The organism is Acinetobacter sp. ANC_7682, assembly GCF_056779795.1.
Map to the genome: position 1 here is coordinate 1 of NZ_JBWYIQ010000040.1, position 18,199 is coordinate 18,199.

Genomic DNA, 18,199 nt, shown 5'->3' on the forward strand with positions numbered 1-18,199 from the left:
TCGTTTAAATTCCCCATCATTAAATCTAGTTAAATTTTCATATTTCATGGGACGAGTATAAACAATTTTTTACTTTCGCAAGAGGTCTATTGATAATATAGCCCTTATTATTAAAAATTGTTGAATTGATCACTTTGGCATAATTGAGATTGGTCACCTTAGTTTCATCTTCACTCAACACTTTATGGCTATAAATTGCGAAACCTTCTGAATCTGTTATTTTATTACCTTTAATAACAGAAGCGCTAATGTCAAAATCAGGAAATTCACTATACAAAACAGCACCTTGTTGTGCTTGATTGTTTTCCAGTAACGAATTAACTAGATTCACTCGCGCGGAACGAATTTTGCTAGTTTCGGATTCAATAAATGATTCAACATTATAAATCGCACCACCAAAATTTGCTTTGCCATTGATAAGATGGATTTTATCAAATTTTAGCCGCTCATAATTGAGAATTAATCCACCTTTGTCTTTGCATACAGATGCAGTACAACCTTGCAAGGTAATTTCGTAAAATTCCACCCCAATTGCAGCATCTCTAATTTCATCATCAACTTTAGGACGAATTCGCTCAATATGGAAAATTCTATCAGTACCCTTCATTGTTATGACGGCATTTTTTGTACCAGGAATATCGTCGACAATGGTAGTTTCATATTGCGTTCTAAAAACCATCGGTTTAGAGATGCGAACTTGCTCGTTTAGGAGATATTCTTTCGTAGATAAGATAATATTATCTGTGGCATCTTTACCACCACAGCCATTGAGACCTGCTTCAGGTTTACCCTGATTAATATATTCAATTGCTTCACGCAACGAACATTGATCATCATTTTTGGTGATATCTTCAGTGGTCGTAACCACAATATCTGCACTGAATACATGCCCTGTTGCACACAACAATACAAGACCTAAGCCCCGTCTGAGCATTACCATCTCCTTAATTTTTCTTTATTTTTTTAAGTAGCGAACTTTAATTATGTAGCGCTATTTGTCCATTTTGACTAATCTGTCACAAATTTTTAGAATTCTCAATTATTTTTAAGTAAAAAATTGCCGAGTTCAGATAAAATCTACATTTTGAGTTTTGAATAACATTTAAAAAGCATTTAAGCACTATACTGATCGATGAGCGCGTAGATTTGCTTAAGGGTTGCGTTGGATAGCTTAACTTTTTCACCCTGTAGTAACTTTGATAATTGATCAACCGTTTGTAATAAGGTACTGGTCTGTATCGGGCCATTGGTCAGCAGATAATCAATAATTAAAGGATCAAAATGCACACCTTTACGATCTAACACAGAATGTAATAAGGCATAGCGGTCAGCGTAGGATTGACCTGTTGGTACTTTAACACTCACCGCTTGAGTTAATCTCGACTGAAGATCTGGTAATTCAAGTTTCAATTCAATTGGCGCAGATCTAGATGAAAAGATTAGTTGTCCTCCACCATCATTATTATTATTTATTAAATGAAATACCGCCTTTTGCCAATGCGGTACACCACTAATCGCTTCAATATCGTCTAGAGCGACCAAATCATAACGATCCAATGAAGTAATCGCCTCAATTGGAGCATCGAGCAATTCTAGCAATGAAACTTTAATTGCAGATTTCCCCACATCTAGATATGAGTCACATATCGCAGTTAATAAGTGACTCTTACCTGTGCCCGCCCCGCCATAAAGATAAAATCGATTCATTAATCCAGCATGAAGTTGGCGAACTGCATCAATGACGGGTCCCCAACCTGGGCCGGAAAAATCACCGATCCGTGCATCAAGTTGAGGTTCTATATCAAGTTGCAGTTGCCGCATAAATGCTTGGTCACCTTAAGGTTCTTTATTTTGTTTCTGCACATCGATTTTTTCAGATGTTGCAATATCTTGTTGATTATTGATTGATTGTGGTTTGAGATCAAGCTCAATATCAACCTGATCGGTTTGGATTGTTATTTCACCACCACCATGATCAGCTACGGCAACAGCTGGCGTACCATAAATTGTACTCCTTTCATAAGTGTCACGTGCATGTCGGAGCAGCACCACGATTACAGCTGCAACAGGTAATGCAATCAACATACCCAAGAAACCAGCCAATTGTGCACCAGCCAATACAGCGAATACGACCGCTACTGGAGAAAGACCAATTTTATCTCCCAATAAGAATGGCTGAAGCACATAACCTTCAACAGCTTGCCCTACCATGAACACCACTGCAACTAAAAGGAGTTGAGTCCAATCCATACCAAATTGAAAGAAAGTTGCGATCACGGCAGCAATAATTCCTACTGCAAATCCTAAATATGGGATGATACTTGCCAAGCCTGCAATCATGCCAATAATCAAACCAACTTCCAGACCAATCAATTGTAAACCAACGGCATAAACAATCCCCAAAAGGATCATCACGAGGAATTGTCCTTTTACAAATGCGCCTAGTACGCTATGGCATTCACCTACGATTTCAAGCGTTGAAGCTTCATAAGGACGTGGAATGAGTCGACGCAAACTATTGAGCATTCGATCCCAATCTAAGAGGAAATAAAATGCAATAATTGGAATCAGTACAATTGTCCCACCAATCTGAATAAAATTCAGACCAGATTGTGCCAATTTGAGTGCCATCGCTTGGATACTGTCAGCACTATAATTGGTTTGAACATACTCCATAACAGCTGCTGAAATCTGATCTACATCTAATTCTAGTGGCACTATATTGAAAGTATCTGATAACCACGGTAAGAAGCTATAATTTACCCAATGAACTACTTTCGGGATACTGGATTTAGCATACATCAGCTGTTCCCAAATTAATGGAACCAAATACCACATTGCCCATGTGATCACGACACCAATACCAATAAATACCAAACTGATAGACAACCAACGAGGTAAACCTATCTTATGCAATCGATCAACCAATGGACTGAAAAGATAAGCTATTAAAAATGCACCAATAAATGGGATTACGACCGGTTTTAATAAGTATAAAATCCAGAGAAATAAAGCTATCCCTGCAAGGATAAAAACACGGCGTAGGGTACGATCTACCATAGAAACTCGCCTTTTTTAAGATTATTCGTTATGTAAAGGAAAATATTTTAGTAAAGATAACATTTTAGTGCATAAATAACATAAGAGTTTCGTATATTCAGGTTATAATCCCCGCGCGAATGCGGAGACTTCAATATGAGCAACTCAACTTCTACCCCAAACACTGGTTTAAGCTACAAAGATGCAGGTGTCGACATTGAGGCGGGCGACGCGTTAGTCGATCGTATCAAATCTGTCGCTAAACGCACGACTCGTCCTGAAGTAATGGGCGGTCTTGGTGGCTTCGGTGCACTTTGTAAAATTCCTAAAGGTTATGAAGAACCTGTTCTCGTATCTGGCACAGACGGTGTTGGTACAAAATTACGTTTAGCATTGAATTTAAACCGTCATGACACAATTGGTCAGGATTTGGTTGCAATGTGTGTGAACGATTTACTTGTCTGTGGTGCTGAACCACTCTTCTTCCTTGATTACTACGCAACTGGTCACCTCAATGTTGATGTCGCAGCAAATGTAGTGACAGGTATCGGTCAAGGTTGTGAACTTGCTGGATGTGCGTTGGTCGGTGGTGAAACTGCTGAAATGCCAGGCATGTATGAAGGTGAAGATTACGATTTAGCTGGTTTCTGTGTAGGTGTTGTAGAACAAAGTAAAATTATTGATGGCTCTAAAGTTAAAGCTGGTGATGTATTAGTTGGTGTTGCTTCAAGCGGCGCACACTCTAATGGCTACTCTCTTCTTCGTAAAATTTTAGATGTAAAAAATGTTGATTTAACTCAAATTGTTGATGGTCGTCCACTTGCTGATGTTGCAATGGAGCCAACTCGTATCTACGTTAAACCAATTCTAGAGCTTCTCAAACAGGTTGATGTTCACGCGATGGCACACATCACAGGTGGCGGTTTACCAGGTAACTTACCTCGCGTATTACCAAATGGTGCCCAAGCTGTAGTAAACGAATCTTCTTGGGAATGGCCTGAGCTGTTCAAACTTCTTCAACGTGAAGGTGGTGTAGAACAATTTGAAATGTACCGCACATTCAACTGTGGCGTAGGTATGGTTCTAGTTGTTGATGCTGCTGAAGCTGATAAAACAGTTGAAATCTTAAATCAACTCGGTGAAAAAGCATGGACAATGGGCCACATTGTTGACAATGCTGAATCTGTCGAAGGTGCAGACGAAAAAATTCGTGTGATCTTCGCTTAATCAGTTTATTGTTAAAACATGATTAAAATTGCTGTTTTAGTATCAGGTAACGGATCAAACCTACAAGCATTAATCGATGCAAACCTTTCAGGTCAAATTGTCGGTGTGATCTCGAATAAACCTGCTGCTTACGCACTTGAGCGTGCTGCTCATGCCAACATAGCAACTGCAGTGATTGAACATAAAAACTTCCCAGATCGTGAAGCGTTTGATGATGTTATGCACCAGCAACTGCTCGACTGGGAAGCTGATCTTGTGGTTTTAGCGGGGTTTATGCGCATTTTAAGTGCTAAGTTCGTTAAAGCATGGGAGGGAAAAATGATCAATATCCATCCTTCTCTGCTGCCACATTACAAAGGAATGCATACACATCAACGTGTATTGAATACTGGTGATCTATGGCATGGTTGTACTGTACATTATGTCACTGCAGAACTAGATGCAGGTCAAGCACTTGCTCAAGGCGTACTCAAAGTTTCTCACCATGATAATGTTGCATCTTTAGCAGATCGTGTACATCAACTTGAACATTTAATTTATCCTCAAGTTGTAGAATGGATTTGTAATCAAACCATTCAAGTCACATCCGAAGGCGTGCACTATAAAAATCAAATTATGAAAGGTCCGATACAGTTCTGTCATATTTGATTTAAAAAACGCAGCTTAGGCTGCGTTTTTTAGTGGCGTCAAAATAGTTTTTAAATGCGCAGCCAATTGCTCAGGATGTTCAAGTGGGAACATGTGTCCACCTTCAAAAATACTAAAAGGTACACCAAACTTTTTCCTCACTTTATGAGGGAATTTACGTGCTAAGAATGGACCTTCAGAAGCAACAATTAATTGACTTGGAACTTTGAGCTTTGGTTGAGGCAGCCACCATAATGAGGGATTAGTTCTAAAAATATCCACTTCAATAGATTTTGGAATCGCCAATTCAACGCCGCCACGCGTTGGATCTTCAACTAATGCAAATTGAATATAGTCATTAAAACATTGCTCATCAAATGCTGCATATAGGGCTTTTGGTCGAAGTAATGTTGCAGCTTGCTCTCGACTATCCCAATGATCACGTCGACGTTTAGACAATGCCGCTGGCGACATTTGATCCACTGCTTTTAACTTCAAAGACTTTGCAATATGCATAGCAAATGATTCTAGCCCCATAATAAGAGGTGGATCGAGAAGAATAGTTTGACTAAAAAGTTCTGGGCATTTCAACGCAGCTTTGAACGTCACAACTCCTCCTAAGGAGTGCCCGATACCAATCACTTTACGACCATGGGATTTCTGAACAATATTATCAATCACTTGCTGTGTCATACTTTCCCAGTGTTGATCTACAGGATAACGTTGATCAACACCAAGATTGGTCGTATAAATCACATCGAATTGATCAGACAAAGCATCAAAAAATTTTTGATAAACTTTCGATGGAACCCCGTTGGCATGAGCAAAATGGATCAATGGTTTCATTGGATTCGATTCACCTGCTCAGATTGAATCTGCTTGGAAATTGAAGAAGCAAAACCTTGACCAATTTCACTTCCAAGTCGTCCAAGCAAAGAATCAAAGGGGCTACGTTGAATAGTATAATCTACCGTTTTTTCGACTTTTAATTCGCGTTTCAGTGTGTGAATACTGCCAATCCGATCTGCGATACCAAGCTTCACAGCCTGCTCACCAGTCCAAAACAAACCTGAAAATATAGCAGGATCTTGCGATTTCAATTTATTACCACGACCTTTTTTAACTGCATCAATAAAATGTTGATGAACATTATCCAATACACCTTGTACGTGTGCACGTTGTGCAGGATCAACTGGTTGTGTCATCGACAATAATGCTTTGTTCTCACCTGAAGTCATGGTGCGATCTTCAACGCCAAGTTTTTGCATCAAACCACTCACTCCATAGTTTGGCATAATGACGCCAATTGAGCCGACTAAACTTGATGGATTAACAATAATTTCATCAGCTGCAGATGCTATGTAATAAGCACCTGAAGCACCTGTGTCACCAATTAATGCATAAAGTTTTTTATCTTTATAAACCGACTTTAAATATTGGATCTCTTGCCAAATTTCATCAGACTGAACTGGAGATCCACCCGGAGAGTTAATATTTAAAACAACAGCTTGCGATTGCTTGCTTTCAAATGCTTTTTTCAAACCTTTGATCGTATCTGCACTATTCACACTTTGCTGGTCTGCAGCAATCGTTCCTACAATATCGACTGTAGCAATATGCTGTGATGACACCGCACTATCAGTGGAAGTCGTTGAACAACTTTTCCCCATGACCAAAACTATAAATAAAAGATATGCGAAAGTAAGAAATTTAAAAAAGATTCCCCAACGTCTTGCACGTCTCTGTTCTTCAACAGATGCGAGAACAGCTTTTTCTAAAATTTGCCATTCTTTTCCGTTAGGTTGGTTATTTGGTTTTTGATTTTCATTTTGTGGTTCAGGCGGCCAAGCGGACATACATACCATCCAAATTAAATTTAAGCTGACATTATATACAAGGAATGAGGTCAAACTATTTATAAGTCAAGATTTAACATATAATAAACCCAAATCACAATATTCTATGAACTTACCAAATTTTGAATCTAATGCCTGAAACCAAAACATCGACCACAACCCGCCTGTTAAATTTCTTCAGTCGCCGTCCGATTCGTTTTACTCGTTTTTTTGCAAAAATGCTTGCAGGGCTGATTAATACGCTAAAAATTACAAAAACTACGAACACCATCCGCCTCAATATCGACATTTGCTTACCCCATCTTTCTGATGAAGAAAAACATTTAGTGACTCGTGCAGCGGTAAGAAACGAACTTCAATCTTATATGGAGTTTTTTAGCATTTGGGGAAGCTCAAACGAAACCAATATTTCACGAATACGCAATGTCACTGGTGCTGAATATTTTCATGAAGCAATGGCTGAAAAGAAAGGTATTATTTTACTCGCACCACATTTTGGTACATGGGAAGTCATGAATGCGTGGTTCGCACAATATACCAAGATGACCATCATGTATAAACCCATCAAGAATGAAGAAGCAGATCAATTTGTGCGCCAGGCTCGTAGTCGAGAACAAGCAACTTTAGTCCCTACAGATGAGAGTGGTATAAGACAAATTTTTAAAGCCCTTAAATTAGGGGGGACAACTGTGATTCTTCCAGATCACAATCCTAAACACGGTGGTGAAATGATCGATTATTTCGGCATACCACTCGAGTCCAGTAATTTAAGTGCCAAACTCATCCAAAAAACTAAAGCCAAAGGCCTATTGGTCTATGCAATTCGCAATGAAACTGAAGATTTTAATGTATTTATTGAACCAATGGATGCTTCGATTTATGAAGGCACGCCCGGTGATGGAACGTTAGTAATTCACCGTGCAATAGAAAGTCTGATTCATCGTTATCCTGAACATGCTCATTGGAGCTACAAACGTTTCCGTGCAAATCCTGATCTACATAACATTTATCGTATCCCTGCAGAACAAGCCAGAGCAAAAATAGAGCAAGTCAGAAAATCAAGTTAATCTATGGGGATATTCCGAGTTAACCACGCTTTTTGATCTCGATGATATCGAAATTGTACATCTCTGTTTTTATCGAAGGTCATTCGAATGCTGCCCTTCGATTGGGTATCGAGTAGCGGAATATTAAGCGCTTTTAAACGCTCTTTGACAACAGGATGTGGATGATTATAGCGGTTATCAAAACCAGCCGATGCAATGGCAATTTTAGGTTTGGTATTTTTTAAAAAGTCGTAAGATGAACTATGTCGACTGCCATGGTGTCCTAAGATTAAAATATCTACTTTAAGTTCAGGATACTGCTTTAAAATACGATACTCTGTCTCCCATCCTGCATCCCCCATAATCAGAATATGCTTAAAATCGTTAGCATAGGGTAATGTCAGATACATTATGCACGAAAGCTCATTACGATTTTGACTGACAAAATTTAATTGTGATTCAGCTGGTGAAAGAAATCGTATATTTATCTTACCCAATTGCACCTGTTGATGCTGTCGACAATAATCAAATTTCACTTGCTGAAACCTATCATCTTTTTCATTTGAGATAACTTGATCAATTTGTATATGTTTTTCTATATTGCGGTATGCGCCAGCATGATCTTGATCAAGATGACTCATAAAAATTTGATCTAATTTTGATATGCCACGTTGAATTAAGAAAGGGACAACTACACTTTCTCCAATACTAAATGTATTCTCATCAAAGCTCCCGCCTGTATCAACTAAAGCATTTTTCCCTGATGACTGTAAGAGTATGGATTGCCCCTGCCCTATGTCTAAAATTTCAATGATATCGTATCCATCATCACGTTTAGGCATCAGCAATGCCACACCTAATACGGGTATCCATAATCGAGGGATTACATTCTTTGGCATAAAGAACATCAATACTGCCAAAGCGAGCAAAAACATTTGTGCTTTCGTTAACACCACCCATTTCAATGGATTGTCTAATATTGCTCCCAGCTTAGTCAGCATCACCAAAAGAATAGATATCAACATATCAGCCAGATGAATCAGAAATTGACCAACAAAAGGAATAAAGCTGAGACAATAGCCCAGTACTTCTAAGGGCACGATCAAGGTCCCAATCATTGGAACAGCAACTAAATTAGCAAATGGCGCAAGCAAAGAAATCTGTTGAAATATCAGTAAAGTGAGTGGGATCAGTGCAATAAATATTTTCCATTGGGATTGCAAAAGTATTTTAAGATACATTCTTGCTTTATCTAGAAAATGATGCTTATTGATTAAAGCAGTGTTTTGCTGTTCATGAACGATCGTTTGGTATACACGAATCAAAATCAAACATGCGCCGTACGAAAGCCAAAATGCAGCAGATAAAACACTAAAAGGGTCTAAATAGAGCATTAAGCTTGCACTGATAAGTAATAGTACAAAAGGCTTAATCTTAAATTTAAATAAAATAGCGATACTAATTAGACAAACTGACAATGTAGTTCTTAATGCAGGAATTTCGAGCCCTGAAAAAAAACTATAAATAATTACCCCACATACGAAAGGGATTAAAAGTAAATATGGTTTGGGAACTTTTAGAAAAATATGAGGACGAAAAATTGATACAAGACACCCCATGAACCACGATAATAAGTCAGCAAAAATTAGAACATGTGGACCTGAAATAGCCAATAAATGCGTAATGCCTAGTTTTTTAAATAATTCTTCTTGTTGCTCCGTCAGTAGACTCTTATCACCTGTGAGTAACGCGACTAGCAAACCCTTATTCCTAAATACGCCCTGTTCGATATCATCCCTAAAAGCTAAACGTGCTTTTTCAATGCTCAGGCTCAATCGTGCGATAAGGCTCCGATGCACATCGGATGAAGATAAATAACCTTCAGAATATAACACCGCTTCACTTACAGGTACGATCCAATCTACACGCATTGTTCCAGCTATATTTTGCTGCAACAACCATTTCTCTTGATCAAATGCCCCATCTACTGCATAACTATGTGCGGGTCTTAATTTTCCCGTAACTTTATAATAGCGCCCTAGATCTAATGTCGTATCAAGTTTTGACTCTCGCAAATATAATAATAGCGTTTGAGATTGTCCTTGCTTCTTGTCGATCACTTGCGCACGCTGCTGTATTGATCGACCTTCCTGATCCATTTTCAGCTGATTAATTTTATTGATATAAACAACTAATTCTTTTTCTTCAATATATTGAACACGTTTCTCTAAACGATCGTGTAAGGCTGTTTTTGCATGTTGATGCCCCAAAACAAATGTGATCAGACAAATTCCCGTTAGCACAAGCATTCTTGATGATGACTGCACAATACTTGAGGTGTGAGGATAAATGAATCGATCAGGTTGCCTCATTAATCGTACAAAGTAACCCATGATCAAAATGATAGTTGCCATACCCAGCAAGAGAGTTGAATATTCAGCTTCATTCTGAAAGCTGATCGTAGCAACACCAATGATCCAAGAGATGAGAATAAATATTAAAAACATCTAATTTTTATGTTTATTTTTCTTAAATAAATTAAAGCCCACTCAAGTGGGCTTTAACAAGACTGTTAATCGGATTTTTAGGCTATACCCACAATCCATCTTGCATATGCAAAATCTTATCAGCAGTTTGTGCGAGCTGTTCATCATGGGTCACGATGAGCATTGCCATATTAAATTCTTTACGCAGATCGGAAAGCAATTCAAAAATTGTGACGGCAGTTTTACGATCTAAATTTCCAGTAGGCTCATCTGCCATCATCAATTTAGGTTGAGCCACTAAAGCCCGTGCAAGTGCAACGCGTTGTCGCTCACCGCCAGATAACTCACCTGGTTTATGCGTTAAACGATGTGATAAACCCACTTTATTCAACAAATATTCTGCACGTTCTTTTACTTCTTTATAATTTGCATCTTTACGTAACATCAGCGGCATTGATACATTTTCTAAAGCCGTAAACTCAGGAAGTAAATGGTGAAATTGATACACAAATCCGAGGTGTTCATTACGTAGGAAACCGCGTTCAGCTTCACCTAAAGTGTCAAAACGCTGCCCATTAAGCATCACTACACCTTCGGACGGACGATCAAGCCCCCCTAATACATGTAACAGCGTACTCTTACCCGAACCACTTGATCCAACAATTGAAACAAATTGTCCTTGCTCAACAACTAAATCCAATCCCTTAATCACTTCAACAGTTGATTTACCATCTGTAAAATGTTTATGAATATTTTTGGCTTCTAAGACAATATTACTCATAGCGTAAAGCCTCTGCTGGTTGAACTTTGGCAGCACGCAGCGCTGGATAAATTGTTGCAAGGAAACTTAGCGCTAGTGATAAGCTAACAATCACCACAACATCTTGCCAACGTAGATACGATGGTAAATAGTTAATGAAATATGCATCGAACAAATTTAGTCCAAAAGCAGTGTTCAACCAGCCAATAAATCCACTAATGCTCGTTGCAAAGATGATACCTAGTGCTGCTCCTGCCAGTGTTCCTACAACACCAATCACCGTACCCTGTACCATAAAAATCTTAGTGATCGTTGCTGGTGAAGCACCTAAGGTTCTTAAAATAGCAATGTCGGATTTTTTATCAGTAACCACCATCACCAGTGAAGATACAATATTAAATGCTGCTACCAAGACAATGAGGAAAAGTAAAAGGCTAACCATTGCTTTTTCCATCTGAATGGCACTAAAGAGATTGCCGTGCGTATAAGTCCAATTTGATGGATAGAAATTGCCAGGTAAATCCCTAACAACTTCTTCAGCGACTTGTGGTGCTTTGAAGATATCATCTAGCTTCATACGGATACCTTGTGCACCATCCGGCAGTCTCAACAATGTCGAAGCATCATTTAGCGCGATGTAACCCATCATCGAGTCCACTTCCGCACCAATACTAAAAATACCGACAATTTTAAAACGTTTAAATCGTGGAACAACGCCAGCAGGTGATGGTGTCGCTTCAGGTAATACCAATGTTACATTATCATTGAGACTTAAACCTAAAGCATCCGTCATCTGCTTGCCCAAAACAATCCCGAACTCACCTTTCTTTAATGAGTTGAGGTCGCCTTGAACCATATGATTTTGAATAATAGATACATTTTTTTCATAGTCAGGCTCAATACCCGTGACCATTATCCCTGCAACCTGTCCTTGGGCTGTTAACATCCCCTGCAACTGTGTAAAAGGTGCAACACCCGTCACATGTTCATGTTGGTCTATTTTCTTTGCAAGCTCAGGCCAGTCTGTTAGAATTTGTGTAGAGGAAACAGTCGCTTGAGGTACCATTCCCAAGACACGGTTTTTTAATTCACGATCGAAACCGTTCATTACAGATAACACAGTAATGAGAACAGCGACGCCCAAAGTCAGACCGATCATGGAAACTAAAGCAATAAAAGAAATAAAGTGATTACTTCGCCGTGCGCGAGTGTATCTCAACCCTATATACAGCGAGATCGGTTTAAACATACCATCTAGTCCGAGGTGTTTTAATGGAAAATCTTCAGCATCAAAGTGGCAATATTGAAAGACGCGTCATGTCACGTATTGATGCTGCCTTAAGAATAAATTATCAGATCATCACTAAAGATGTCGCTTTGAATGATCCCTATGATTCAAATTTTGTACTACCGCGCTATTTTCTCTTACTTGCAGAATTAGATCAATTTGATCATGCGCTTATGTACGAATTAGAACAATTAAATCAAAAAGATCAACAAATTGCTCGGATATTATCCTTATTTAATCAAAAATTAAACCTGATTACGGGCTCACTTTACGACTCTATTGTACAAACCATGTTACCAGTACCTACTCAAGTCAATTTGTCTGAAACGGGTTTTAGTTTTTATGCTGAGCAACATATCCCTGAACAAACCTATATTCATATCACATTGAGTCACCCTGAAAATGATTTTCATATCGCTGCAACTGCACAAGTTGTATACAGCAATCAAGAAGAAAATGGGCTGTTTAGAACCGGTGCATATTTTCTAACGTTACATCCCCAAGACAAAGTAAAGTTAACAGAAGCCTTGAAGCATTTAAAAAACTCACAGAATCGCTGAGCATCCAACTTAAGGCTTTAATACTTTTTGTTTAAATTTCCGATTCGCTTCTATATCCCGATAAAAATACATAAACAATCCCAGAAGTAGGATCATTGCTCCCAGTATCATACCTAGCGTTAATTTCTCATGATTAAACGCGGCACCTATACCAAGCGCTAAAACTGGAGTCATTACATTTGTAAGGGACAATGTGGTAGGTTGGATTTTTTTGACCAAATAGAAATAACAAAACATAGCAACTAATGAAGCCATAACAACAGAATATATGATCGCAAGTAATGACTTCATTGAAGGTAATTCAGTAGGTAAATATTTCCATATAAATGGCACAATTAGACATGCAACGATCGTAGAAACCAGTATTGAACCTGTCGCCTGTGCCATCGGTGCTACATCAGCATTTATTTTTTTTACCCAAAAAATTGACATTGCGTATGAAAAAACGCTGAGCAACATTAAACCAATTCCAATGGGATGGATATGTTGTGCTGATCCAGTAAAACTGATCACTACAAGCCCAGTAATCGCGACGATCATTCCTAACCATTGCAGCTTATGCAAATCTTGTTGAAAGATAAATTTTCCAATAAGCCCTGCCATAATTGGGGCTAATCCAAACATTAATGCAATCATGCCAGAACTTAGGTAATCAGTAGCCACATAAGTAAAAAATTGCGAACCAATCAAGCTAAATGACCCAGCAAAATAACTATGCAATGCAATTGAATTTAAAGGAAATTTTACCTTTAAAACAATGAGAAGTAATGCTGCGATAGGCAGTGCCAAGCCTAATCGAATCACCAATGCCCACATTAAATAAATATCTTCCACACTCCACACAATCGCAAGTGGAGTTGTTGCCCAGATGATGACCAATAAGGCATAAATGAGCATAAGTTTAGATTTTTCTGGCATGTGAACTCGATTGATAAGATAAATCAGGCAGTTTTTCTTTTTTGTTTTTGAATTGTTTGATCCAAAGCACTTGAAAATTCACGCTTGTCTCTTTCGGAAATTGGCGGTGGTCCACCGGTTTGAACGCCAGCCCCTCTCAAAGTTTCCATGAAATCACGCAAATGTAATCGTGCCTTGATATTAGCTTCTGTCCAAATTTCACCACGTGGATGAATTGCAACGCCACCCTTTTCGATGACTTGAGCTGCTAGAGGAATATCCTGCGTCATGACAATATCATGCTCTTTCATGCGTTCGATAATTTCTTTATCAGCTTGATCTGCTCCACTCATCACTTGTATTGAATTAATACGAACAGAAGGAGTTATTCCTACATTTTGATTGGCGACAAAAGTTACTTCAAGTTGATAACGATCAGAAGCTCTTAAAATGACTTCACGCAAAATTTTAGGTAATGCATCAGCATCGACCCAGAGTTTAAATGGCAACACGCCTCTTTCCTTCATTGTCTTACCACGTCATCTTATCAAATTTTACAGATGACTGGTTTGATATGATGAATATAAAGCGGATCGTTTTTTTATAGTGAGGACCTTCTCTCCATGTTATTTAAATACATGAAAAATCTTATTGTTGTCAGTTTAATCAAAATTAAAACTAATTGATTGTTTTTGCTTAATGTATGAACGATTAAAACTTTTTTGATACGAAGCTTTTGACAATTGAAATGTCTATCCTTAATATACAAGCACCTCGCAACGTCCCTATCGTCTAGAGGCCTAGGACATCGCCCTTTCACGGCGGTAACCGGGGTTCGAATCCCCGTAGGGACGCCATTATCGTTTCATACGATCACTCAATATTCAAAATTACTATTATTTCATTGAAGAATTGTAGTTTTTCACTACAATAACTCGCTTCATTTGTTTCGAATTTTCAATCCTATGCACTCATCTCCGAATGATGCTTCGCATCAGGGCAATTCTGCGCCTTTACAACGCGCTATGAGTACTCGACATCTGGTTATGATTTCGCTTGGCGGCGCAATCGGTACTGGACTTTTCTTAGGTTCGGGTGAAGTCATTGCACAAACGGGGCCTGTAGGTGCCATTATTTCTTATATCCTTGGCGGGATTATCGCCTACATGGTTATGCTGTGTTTAGGTGAGCTTGCCGTTCATATGCCTGAGTCTGGTTCGTTTGGTGCTTATGCCAAAAGATATATTGGACCAGGAACAGGCTATACCATCACTTGGTTATATTGGTTAACTTGGTCGGTTACCTTAGGAACTGAGTTTACAGCCGCCGCCCTCCTCATGCAGGAATGGTTCCCAGATAGTTCCATGTGGATGTGGACTATAGTCTTTGGTGTATTCGTATTTGTTTTAAATATGATTTCCACAAAATGGTTCGCAGAATCTGAATTTTGGCTGGCCTTAGTTAAAGTTATTACTGTTGTTGCATTTATTCTATTAGGCCTACTCGCAATTTTTGGTGTAATTGGCTATCAAGGTTACGAAACGGCGCCTTTATTTAGCAATTTAACTGCTCAAGGTTGGTTCCCTGAAGGTCTATTCCCAATTTTTGCTACGATGCTTATCGTAAACTTCGCATTCTCTGGAACAGAATTAATTGGGGTTGCTGCTGGTGAAACTAAAGACCCAGCTAAAAATGTTCCTAAAGCAATTAATACAGCGATTTTTCGTCTGTTGATTTTCTTCGTAGGTACGATCATTGTAGTGACGTCACTTCTTCCACACCAAGAAGCTGGCTTAGCTGCTGAAGGTGTGAGTAGCTCTCCATTTGTGACTGTTTTCCAGCATATTGGTATTCCCTATGCAGAAGATATTATCCGTTTTGTAATTATTACTGCTTTATTGTCAGCTGCTAACTCTGGTTTATTTGCTGCGTCACGCATGATGTGGTCTTTATCTTACAAAAAGCAGCTCCCTGCAGTATTTTCTAGAGTGAATGCACGTGGTATCCCCTATGTTGCAGTGATCGTGACAATGATCGGTGGTTTACCAGGCTTATTGTCAGAACAATTCGCACCTGAGACTATTTTTACCAATTTATTAGGTATTGCTGCTTTTACAATGGTCGTTGTGTGGATGAGTATTTGTTTAAGCCAATTTAATTTCAGACGCGATTGGTATAAGCAAGGGCGCAAAAAAGAAGAACTGGGCTTTGCTGCTCCATTATTTCCAATTGTCCCAATCTTAGGTTTTGTGTTCTGTTTTATCACATGCTTAAGTATGGTATTTGATCCGAGTATGCGTATTAGCTTTTTCGGGTGTTTAGCATTCATTGCTATTTGCTATGCCAGTTATTACCTGTTTTATCACGATAAATCTTGATTTTTGAAATAGCGACTTCGGCCGCTATTTTTTTGCTTAGACAATTCCTATTTTTTCGATTGCTTTTCTAATATTTCTTAGAGATTTGATCTAAATTTAGCCTTAAAATTCAATATTGTTTTATTTTCATACGAACACACGTATTTTTTAATTTTTTTGCTGAAATGCGTTTGACACCCCCCTATTTTCACCCTATTATACGCCCACCTCTGAAACGTCCCTATCGTCTAGAGGCCTAGGACATCGCCCTTTCACGGCGGTAACCGGGGTTCGAATCCCCGTAGGGACGCCAATTTTCAGAAGTAGATTTTATTAAGTCCCTATCGTCTAGAGGCCTAGGACATCGCCCTTTCACGGCGGTAACCGGGGTTCGAATCCCCGTAGGGACGCCATTAATTTCAATTGAAATAACATGGTTTAAAATATATTTCTGCACTGTCCCTATCGTCTAGAGGCCTAGGACATCGCCCTTTCACGGCGGTAACCGGGGTTCGAATCCCCGTAGGGACGCCATATTCGAGATGATACATCTCATAAAAAAGCCCAAGTATTTAAGACTTGGGCTTTTTTATAACTCAGTCACCCTAAAAATCGAACATAAAATAAACAACATTATCATCTTTGCAGGTTATGGTGGTTTAAACCCTAAGTAACGCTTGGAGAAGATGATGTTGGACAACACCGTACTTAATCCCCTAGCATCCCCATCACAATTAAATACAATTAGTCCTAAAACAAATAAAGACTGGGTTGAGTTTTTTTTAGACCCTAAAGTGAATCATGAATGTAAAAAAGAATATGCTGAAAGCTATGTTCTTTCACGATTTAATCAACTCGATACGACTCATTTAGCGTGGATTGATCAGGTAGACCAAGCTAGGCAACATATTCAACGCGAACATGATCAAACTTGTTCTAAATTTCAAAGTTATTTGGATCACCGAAAATCAGGCCTTGGGCGTGAATACTTTCCAACCATCTCTCATGCTTTAGAATTTTTATATAAAGTTGCTCCAGTTAAATATGCAGATGGCTCATGGCTATATTCATCTCTTACGCACCCCTCTCTGTTTGAGAACAAAGATCTAAGTTATATCTACTTAGAAGAACTTGGCTTGGGAGATGCTAAAGCAAATCATGTTTGCATGTATCAAAACTTACTGCGACATTTCGAGCTTGAACCATACATTAATTATTTAGATGATATTTATTTCGAACAAGCCGCTGTTCAACTTGCTCTCGCATATATACCACATGATTTACTTCCACTAGTAATTGGATTTAACTTGGGTTATGAACAATTACCACTACACCTGTTAATCACCAATTATGAATTAGCAGAACTTGGAATTGATCCTCATTATTTTAATGTTCATATTACGATTGATAATGCACACAATGGACATGCTGAAAAATCAATACAGGCATTTATTGATCATTATCATCAAGCTCAAGATAAATCAAAATATCTTGAACTTGTGAAAATGGGCTTCCAAATGAATGATCTTGGCTTGAGCTCGACGAATATCATTCAAGAAATTGATCTGACTCAAAGCGTTTATCAACTTCTGCAAAGAAAAGCAGTTGTCGGTCAACATATTCATAACCAAAAATGTCAATTCAATGGCAAGTCTATTAATGAGTGGCTCGCTCAACCTCAATTAATATCTGAATTTGTTCAAATCTTAATTGATAAACAATGGATTATTAAAAACAGACCTGTCGAAGAAAGTCGTTTTTGGAAACTTATTCACGATAGTGATGGCAAAATGTTTGGAGTATTTAATGCAACTGAGAAAATGCTGATTAAAGACTGGATTCAAGGGGAATCATTAACTGTTCGTTTAAAAAGAATGCCTGTAACAGGAGATCAAAACTGGCTCTCAAAATACAATAATCAACATGAACTTGAACAGATCAAACATCAATGTGATTCATTAGATGGAGCCTGTAAATAATTTTGTGTAATTGCTTTTCATAAATTTAAAGGTGATTGCTTAAGCGGTCACCGAATTCAATAATAAAGCGGCTCATG

The 18,199-nt window shown here is 38.5% G+C and carries 16 protein-coding genes and 4 tRNA genes; 10 read left to right on the forward strand and 10 right to left on the reverse strand.

Annotated elements, in window-relative coordinates; translation table 11 throughout:
- Window positions 1-37: 37 nt before the first annotated feature.
- From AC1M9D_RS12650 to cxpE, 3 genes are all read right to left on the reverse strand, one after another.
- Complete coding sequence (locus tag AC1M9D_RS12650) at window positions 38-934, reverse strand: CSLREA domain-containing protein (protein WP_481612315.1); 897 nt, start codon at window positions 932-934, stop codon at window positions 38-40.
- A 179-nt stretch (window positions 935-1,113) separates the two neighbouring features.
- Window positions 1,114-1,821 carry a DnaA regulatory inactivator Hda gene (gene hda / locus AC1M9D_RS12655; RefSeq protein ID WP_481612316.1) on the reverse strand — a complete coding sequence of 236 codons (708 nt, stop codon included), beginning with the start codon at window positions 1,819-1,821 and terminating at the stop codon, window positions 1,114-1,116.
- Window positions 1,822-1,836: 15 nt separating this feature from the next.
- Window positions 1,837-3,060, reverse strand: a complete 1,224-nt coding sequence (gene cxpE, locus AC1M9D_RS12660) for a chloramphenicol efflux transporter CxpE (protein ID WP_481586444.1) — start codon at window positions 3,058-3,060, stop codon at window positions 1,837-1,839.
- Between the two features lie 135 nt (window positions 3,061-3,195).
- Between cxpE and purM the strand changes: the two genes are divergently transcribed.
- On the forward strand, window positions 3,196-4,266 hold the full coding sequence (gene purM / locus AC1M9D_RS12665) for a phosphoribosylformylglycinamidine cyclo-ligase (protein ID WP_035266866.1): 1,071 nt from the start codon (window positions 3,196-3,198) through the stop codon (window positions 4,264-4,266).
- 18 nt (window positions 4,267-4,284) lie between these two features.
- Window positions 4,285-4,914, forward strand: a complete 630-nt coding sequence (purN, locus tag AC1M9D_RS12670) for a phosphoribosylglycinamide formyltransferase (RefSeq protein ID WP_481590244.1) — start codon at window positions 4,285-4,287, stop codon at window positions 4,912-4,914.
- 15 nt (window positions 4,915-4,929) lie between these two features.
- On the opposite strand, the gene AC1M9D_RS12675 is transcribed toward purN, so the two are convergent.
- Window positions 4,930-5,739, reverse strand: a complete 810-nt coding sequence (locus AC1M9D_RS12675; RefSeq protein WP_481612317.1) for an alpha/beta fold hydrolase — start codon at window positions 5,737-5,739, stop codon at window positions 4,930-4,932.
- The gene (sppA, locus tag AC1M9D_RS12680) at window positions 5,736-6,749 is read right to left on the reverse strand and encodes a signal peptide peptidase SppA (RefSeq protein ID WP_481612318.1); all 1,014 of its coding nucleotides are present in this window, start codon (window positions 6,747-6,749) and stop codon (window positions 5,736-5,738) included. The genes AC1M9D_RS12675 and sppA overlap by 4 nt, the downstream gene beginning before the upstream one ends.
- A gap of 131 nt (window positions 6,750-6,880) precedes the next feature.
- Between sppA and AC1M9D_RS12685 the strand changes: the two genes are divergently transcribed.
- Window positions 6,881-7,816 carry a lysophospholipid acyltransferase family protein gene (locus tag AC1M9D_RS12685; RefSeq protein WP_481612319.1) on the forward strand — a complete coding sequence of 312 codons (936 nt, stop codon included), beginning with the start codon at window positions 6,881-6,883 and terminating at the stop codon, window positions 7,814-7,816.
- Here the strand turns inward: AC1M9D_RS12685 and AC1M9D_RS12690 are convergent.
- The 3 genes from AC1M9D_RS12690 to AC1M9D_RS12700 all read right to left on the reverse strand — a co-directional run bounded on the left by AC1M9D_RS12690 (window position 7,813) and on the right by AC1M9D_RS12700 (window position 12,290).
- Window positions 7,813-10,302, reverse strand: coding sequence for a DNA internalization-related competence protein ComEC/Rec2 (locus AC1M9D_RS12690; protein WP_481612320.1), 2,490 nt, complete (start codon window positions 10,300-10,302; stop codon window positions 7,813-7,815). The two genes, AC1M9D_RS12685 and AC1M9D_RS12690, sit on opposite strands and share 4 nt — an antisense overlap.
- Before the next feature lie 82 nt (window positions 10,303-10,384).
- A complete protein-coding gene (lolD, locus tag AC1M9D_RS12695) occupies window positions 10,385-11,062 on the reverse strand; it encodes a lipoprotein-releasing ABC transporter ATP-binding protein LolD (RefSeq protein ID WP_481612321.1) in 678 nt (225 codons plus the stop codon).
- Window positions 11,055-12,290 (reverse strand): lipoprotein-releasing ABC transporter permease subunit, encoded by a 1,236-nt coding sequence (locus AC1M9D_RS12700; protein ID WP_481612322.1) that lies wholly within the window; start codon window positions 12,288-12,290, stop codon window positions 11,055-11,057. Before AC1M9D_RS12700 ends, lolD begins: the two co-directional genes overlap by 8 nt.
- Window positions 12,291-12,313: 23 nt before the next feature.
- Between AC1M9D_RS12700 and AC1M9D_RS12705 the strand changes: the two genes are divergently transcribed.
- On the forward strand, window positions 12,314-12,889 hold the full coding sequence (locus AC1M9D_RS12705; protein ID WP_035266851.1) for a PilZ domain-containing protein: 576 nt from the start codon (window positions 12,314-12,316) through the stop codon (window positions 12,887-12,889).
- Window positions 12,890-12,898: 9 nt separating this feature from the next.
- On the opposite strand, the gene AC1M9D_RS12710 is transcribed toward AC1M9D_RS12705, so the two are convergent.
- Window positions 12,899-13,807: a DMT family transporter gene (locus tag AC1M9D_RS12710; protein WP_481593046.1), complete on the reverse strand. Its 909-nt coding sequence runs from the start codon at window positions 13,805-13,807 to the stop codon at window positions 12,899-12,901.
- A gap of 23 nt (window positions 13,808-13,830) precedes the next feature.
- Window positions 13,831-14,313 (reverse strand): YaiI/YqxD family protein, encoded by a 483-nt coding sequence (locus tag AC1M9D_RS12715; protein WP_155756969.1) that lies wholly within the window; start codon window positions 14,311-14,313, stop codon window positions 13,831-13,833.
- Between the two features lie 254 nt (window positions 14,314-14,567).
- Here AC1M9D_RS12715 and AC1M9D_RS12720 point away from each other — a divergent pair.
- The 6 genes from AC1M9D_RS12720 (at window position 14,568) to AC1M9D_RS12745 (ending at window position 18,122) form a co-directional block, all read left to right on the forward strand.
- Window positions 14,568-14,643 (forward strand) — tRNA-Glu (locus AC1M9D_RS12720).
- Between the two features lie 108 nt (window positions 14,644-14,751).
- Window positions 14,752-16,164 (forward strand): amino acid permease, encoded by a 1,413-nt coding sequence (locus AC1M9D_RS12725; RefSeq protein WP_481612323.1) that lies wholly within the window; start codon window positions 14,752-14,754, stop codon window positions 16,162-16,164.
- Between the two features lie 216 nt (window positions 16,165-16,380).
- Window positions 16,381-16,456, forward strand: a tRNA-Glu gene (locus AC1M9D_RS12730).
- 24 nt (window positions 16,457-16,480) lie between these two features.
- A tRNA-Glu gene (locus tag AC1M9D_RS12735) sits at window positions 16,481-16,556 on the forward strand.
- 45 nt (window positions 16,557-16,601) lie between these two features.
- Window positions 16,602-16,677: transfer RNA gene (locus AC1M9D_RS12740), tRNA-Glu, on the forward strand.
- A 155-nt stretch (window positions 16,678-16,832) separates the two neighbouring features.
- Window positions 16,833-18,122 carry an iron-containing redox enzyme family protein gene (locus AC1M9D_RS12745; protein ID WP_481612324.1) on the forward strand — a complete coding sequence of 430 codons (1,290 nt, stop codon included), beginning with the start codon at window positions 16,833-16,835 and terminating at the stop codon, window positions 18,120-18,122.
- The last annotated feature ends 77 nt before the right edge of the window (window positions 18,123-18,199 follow it).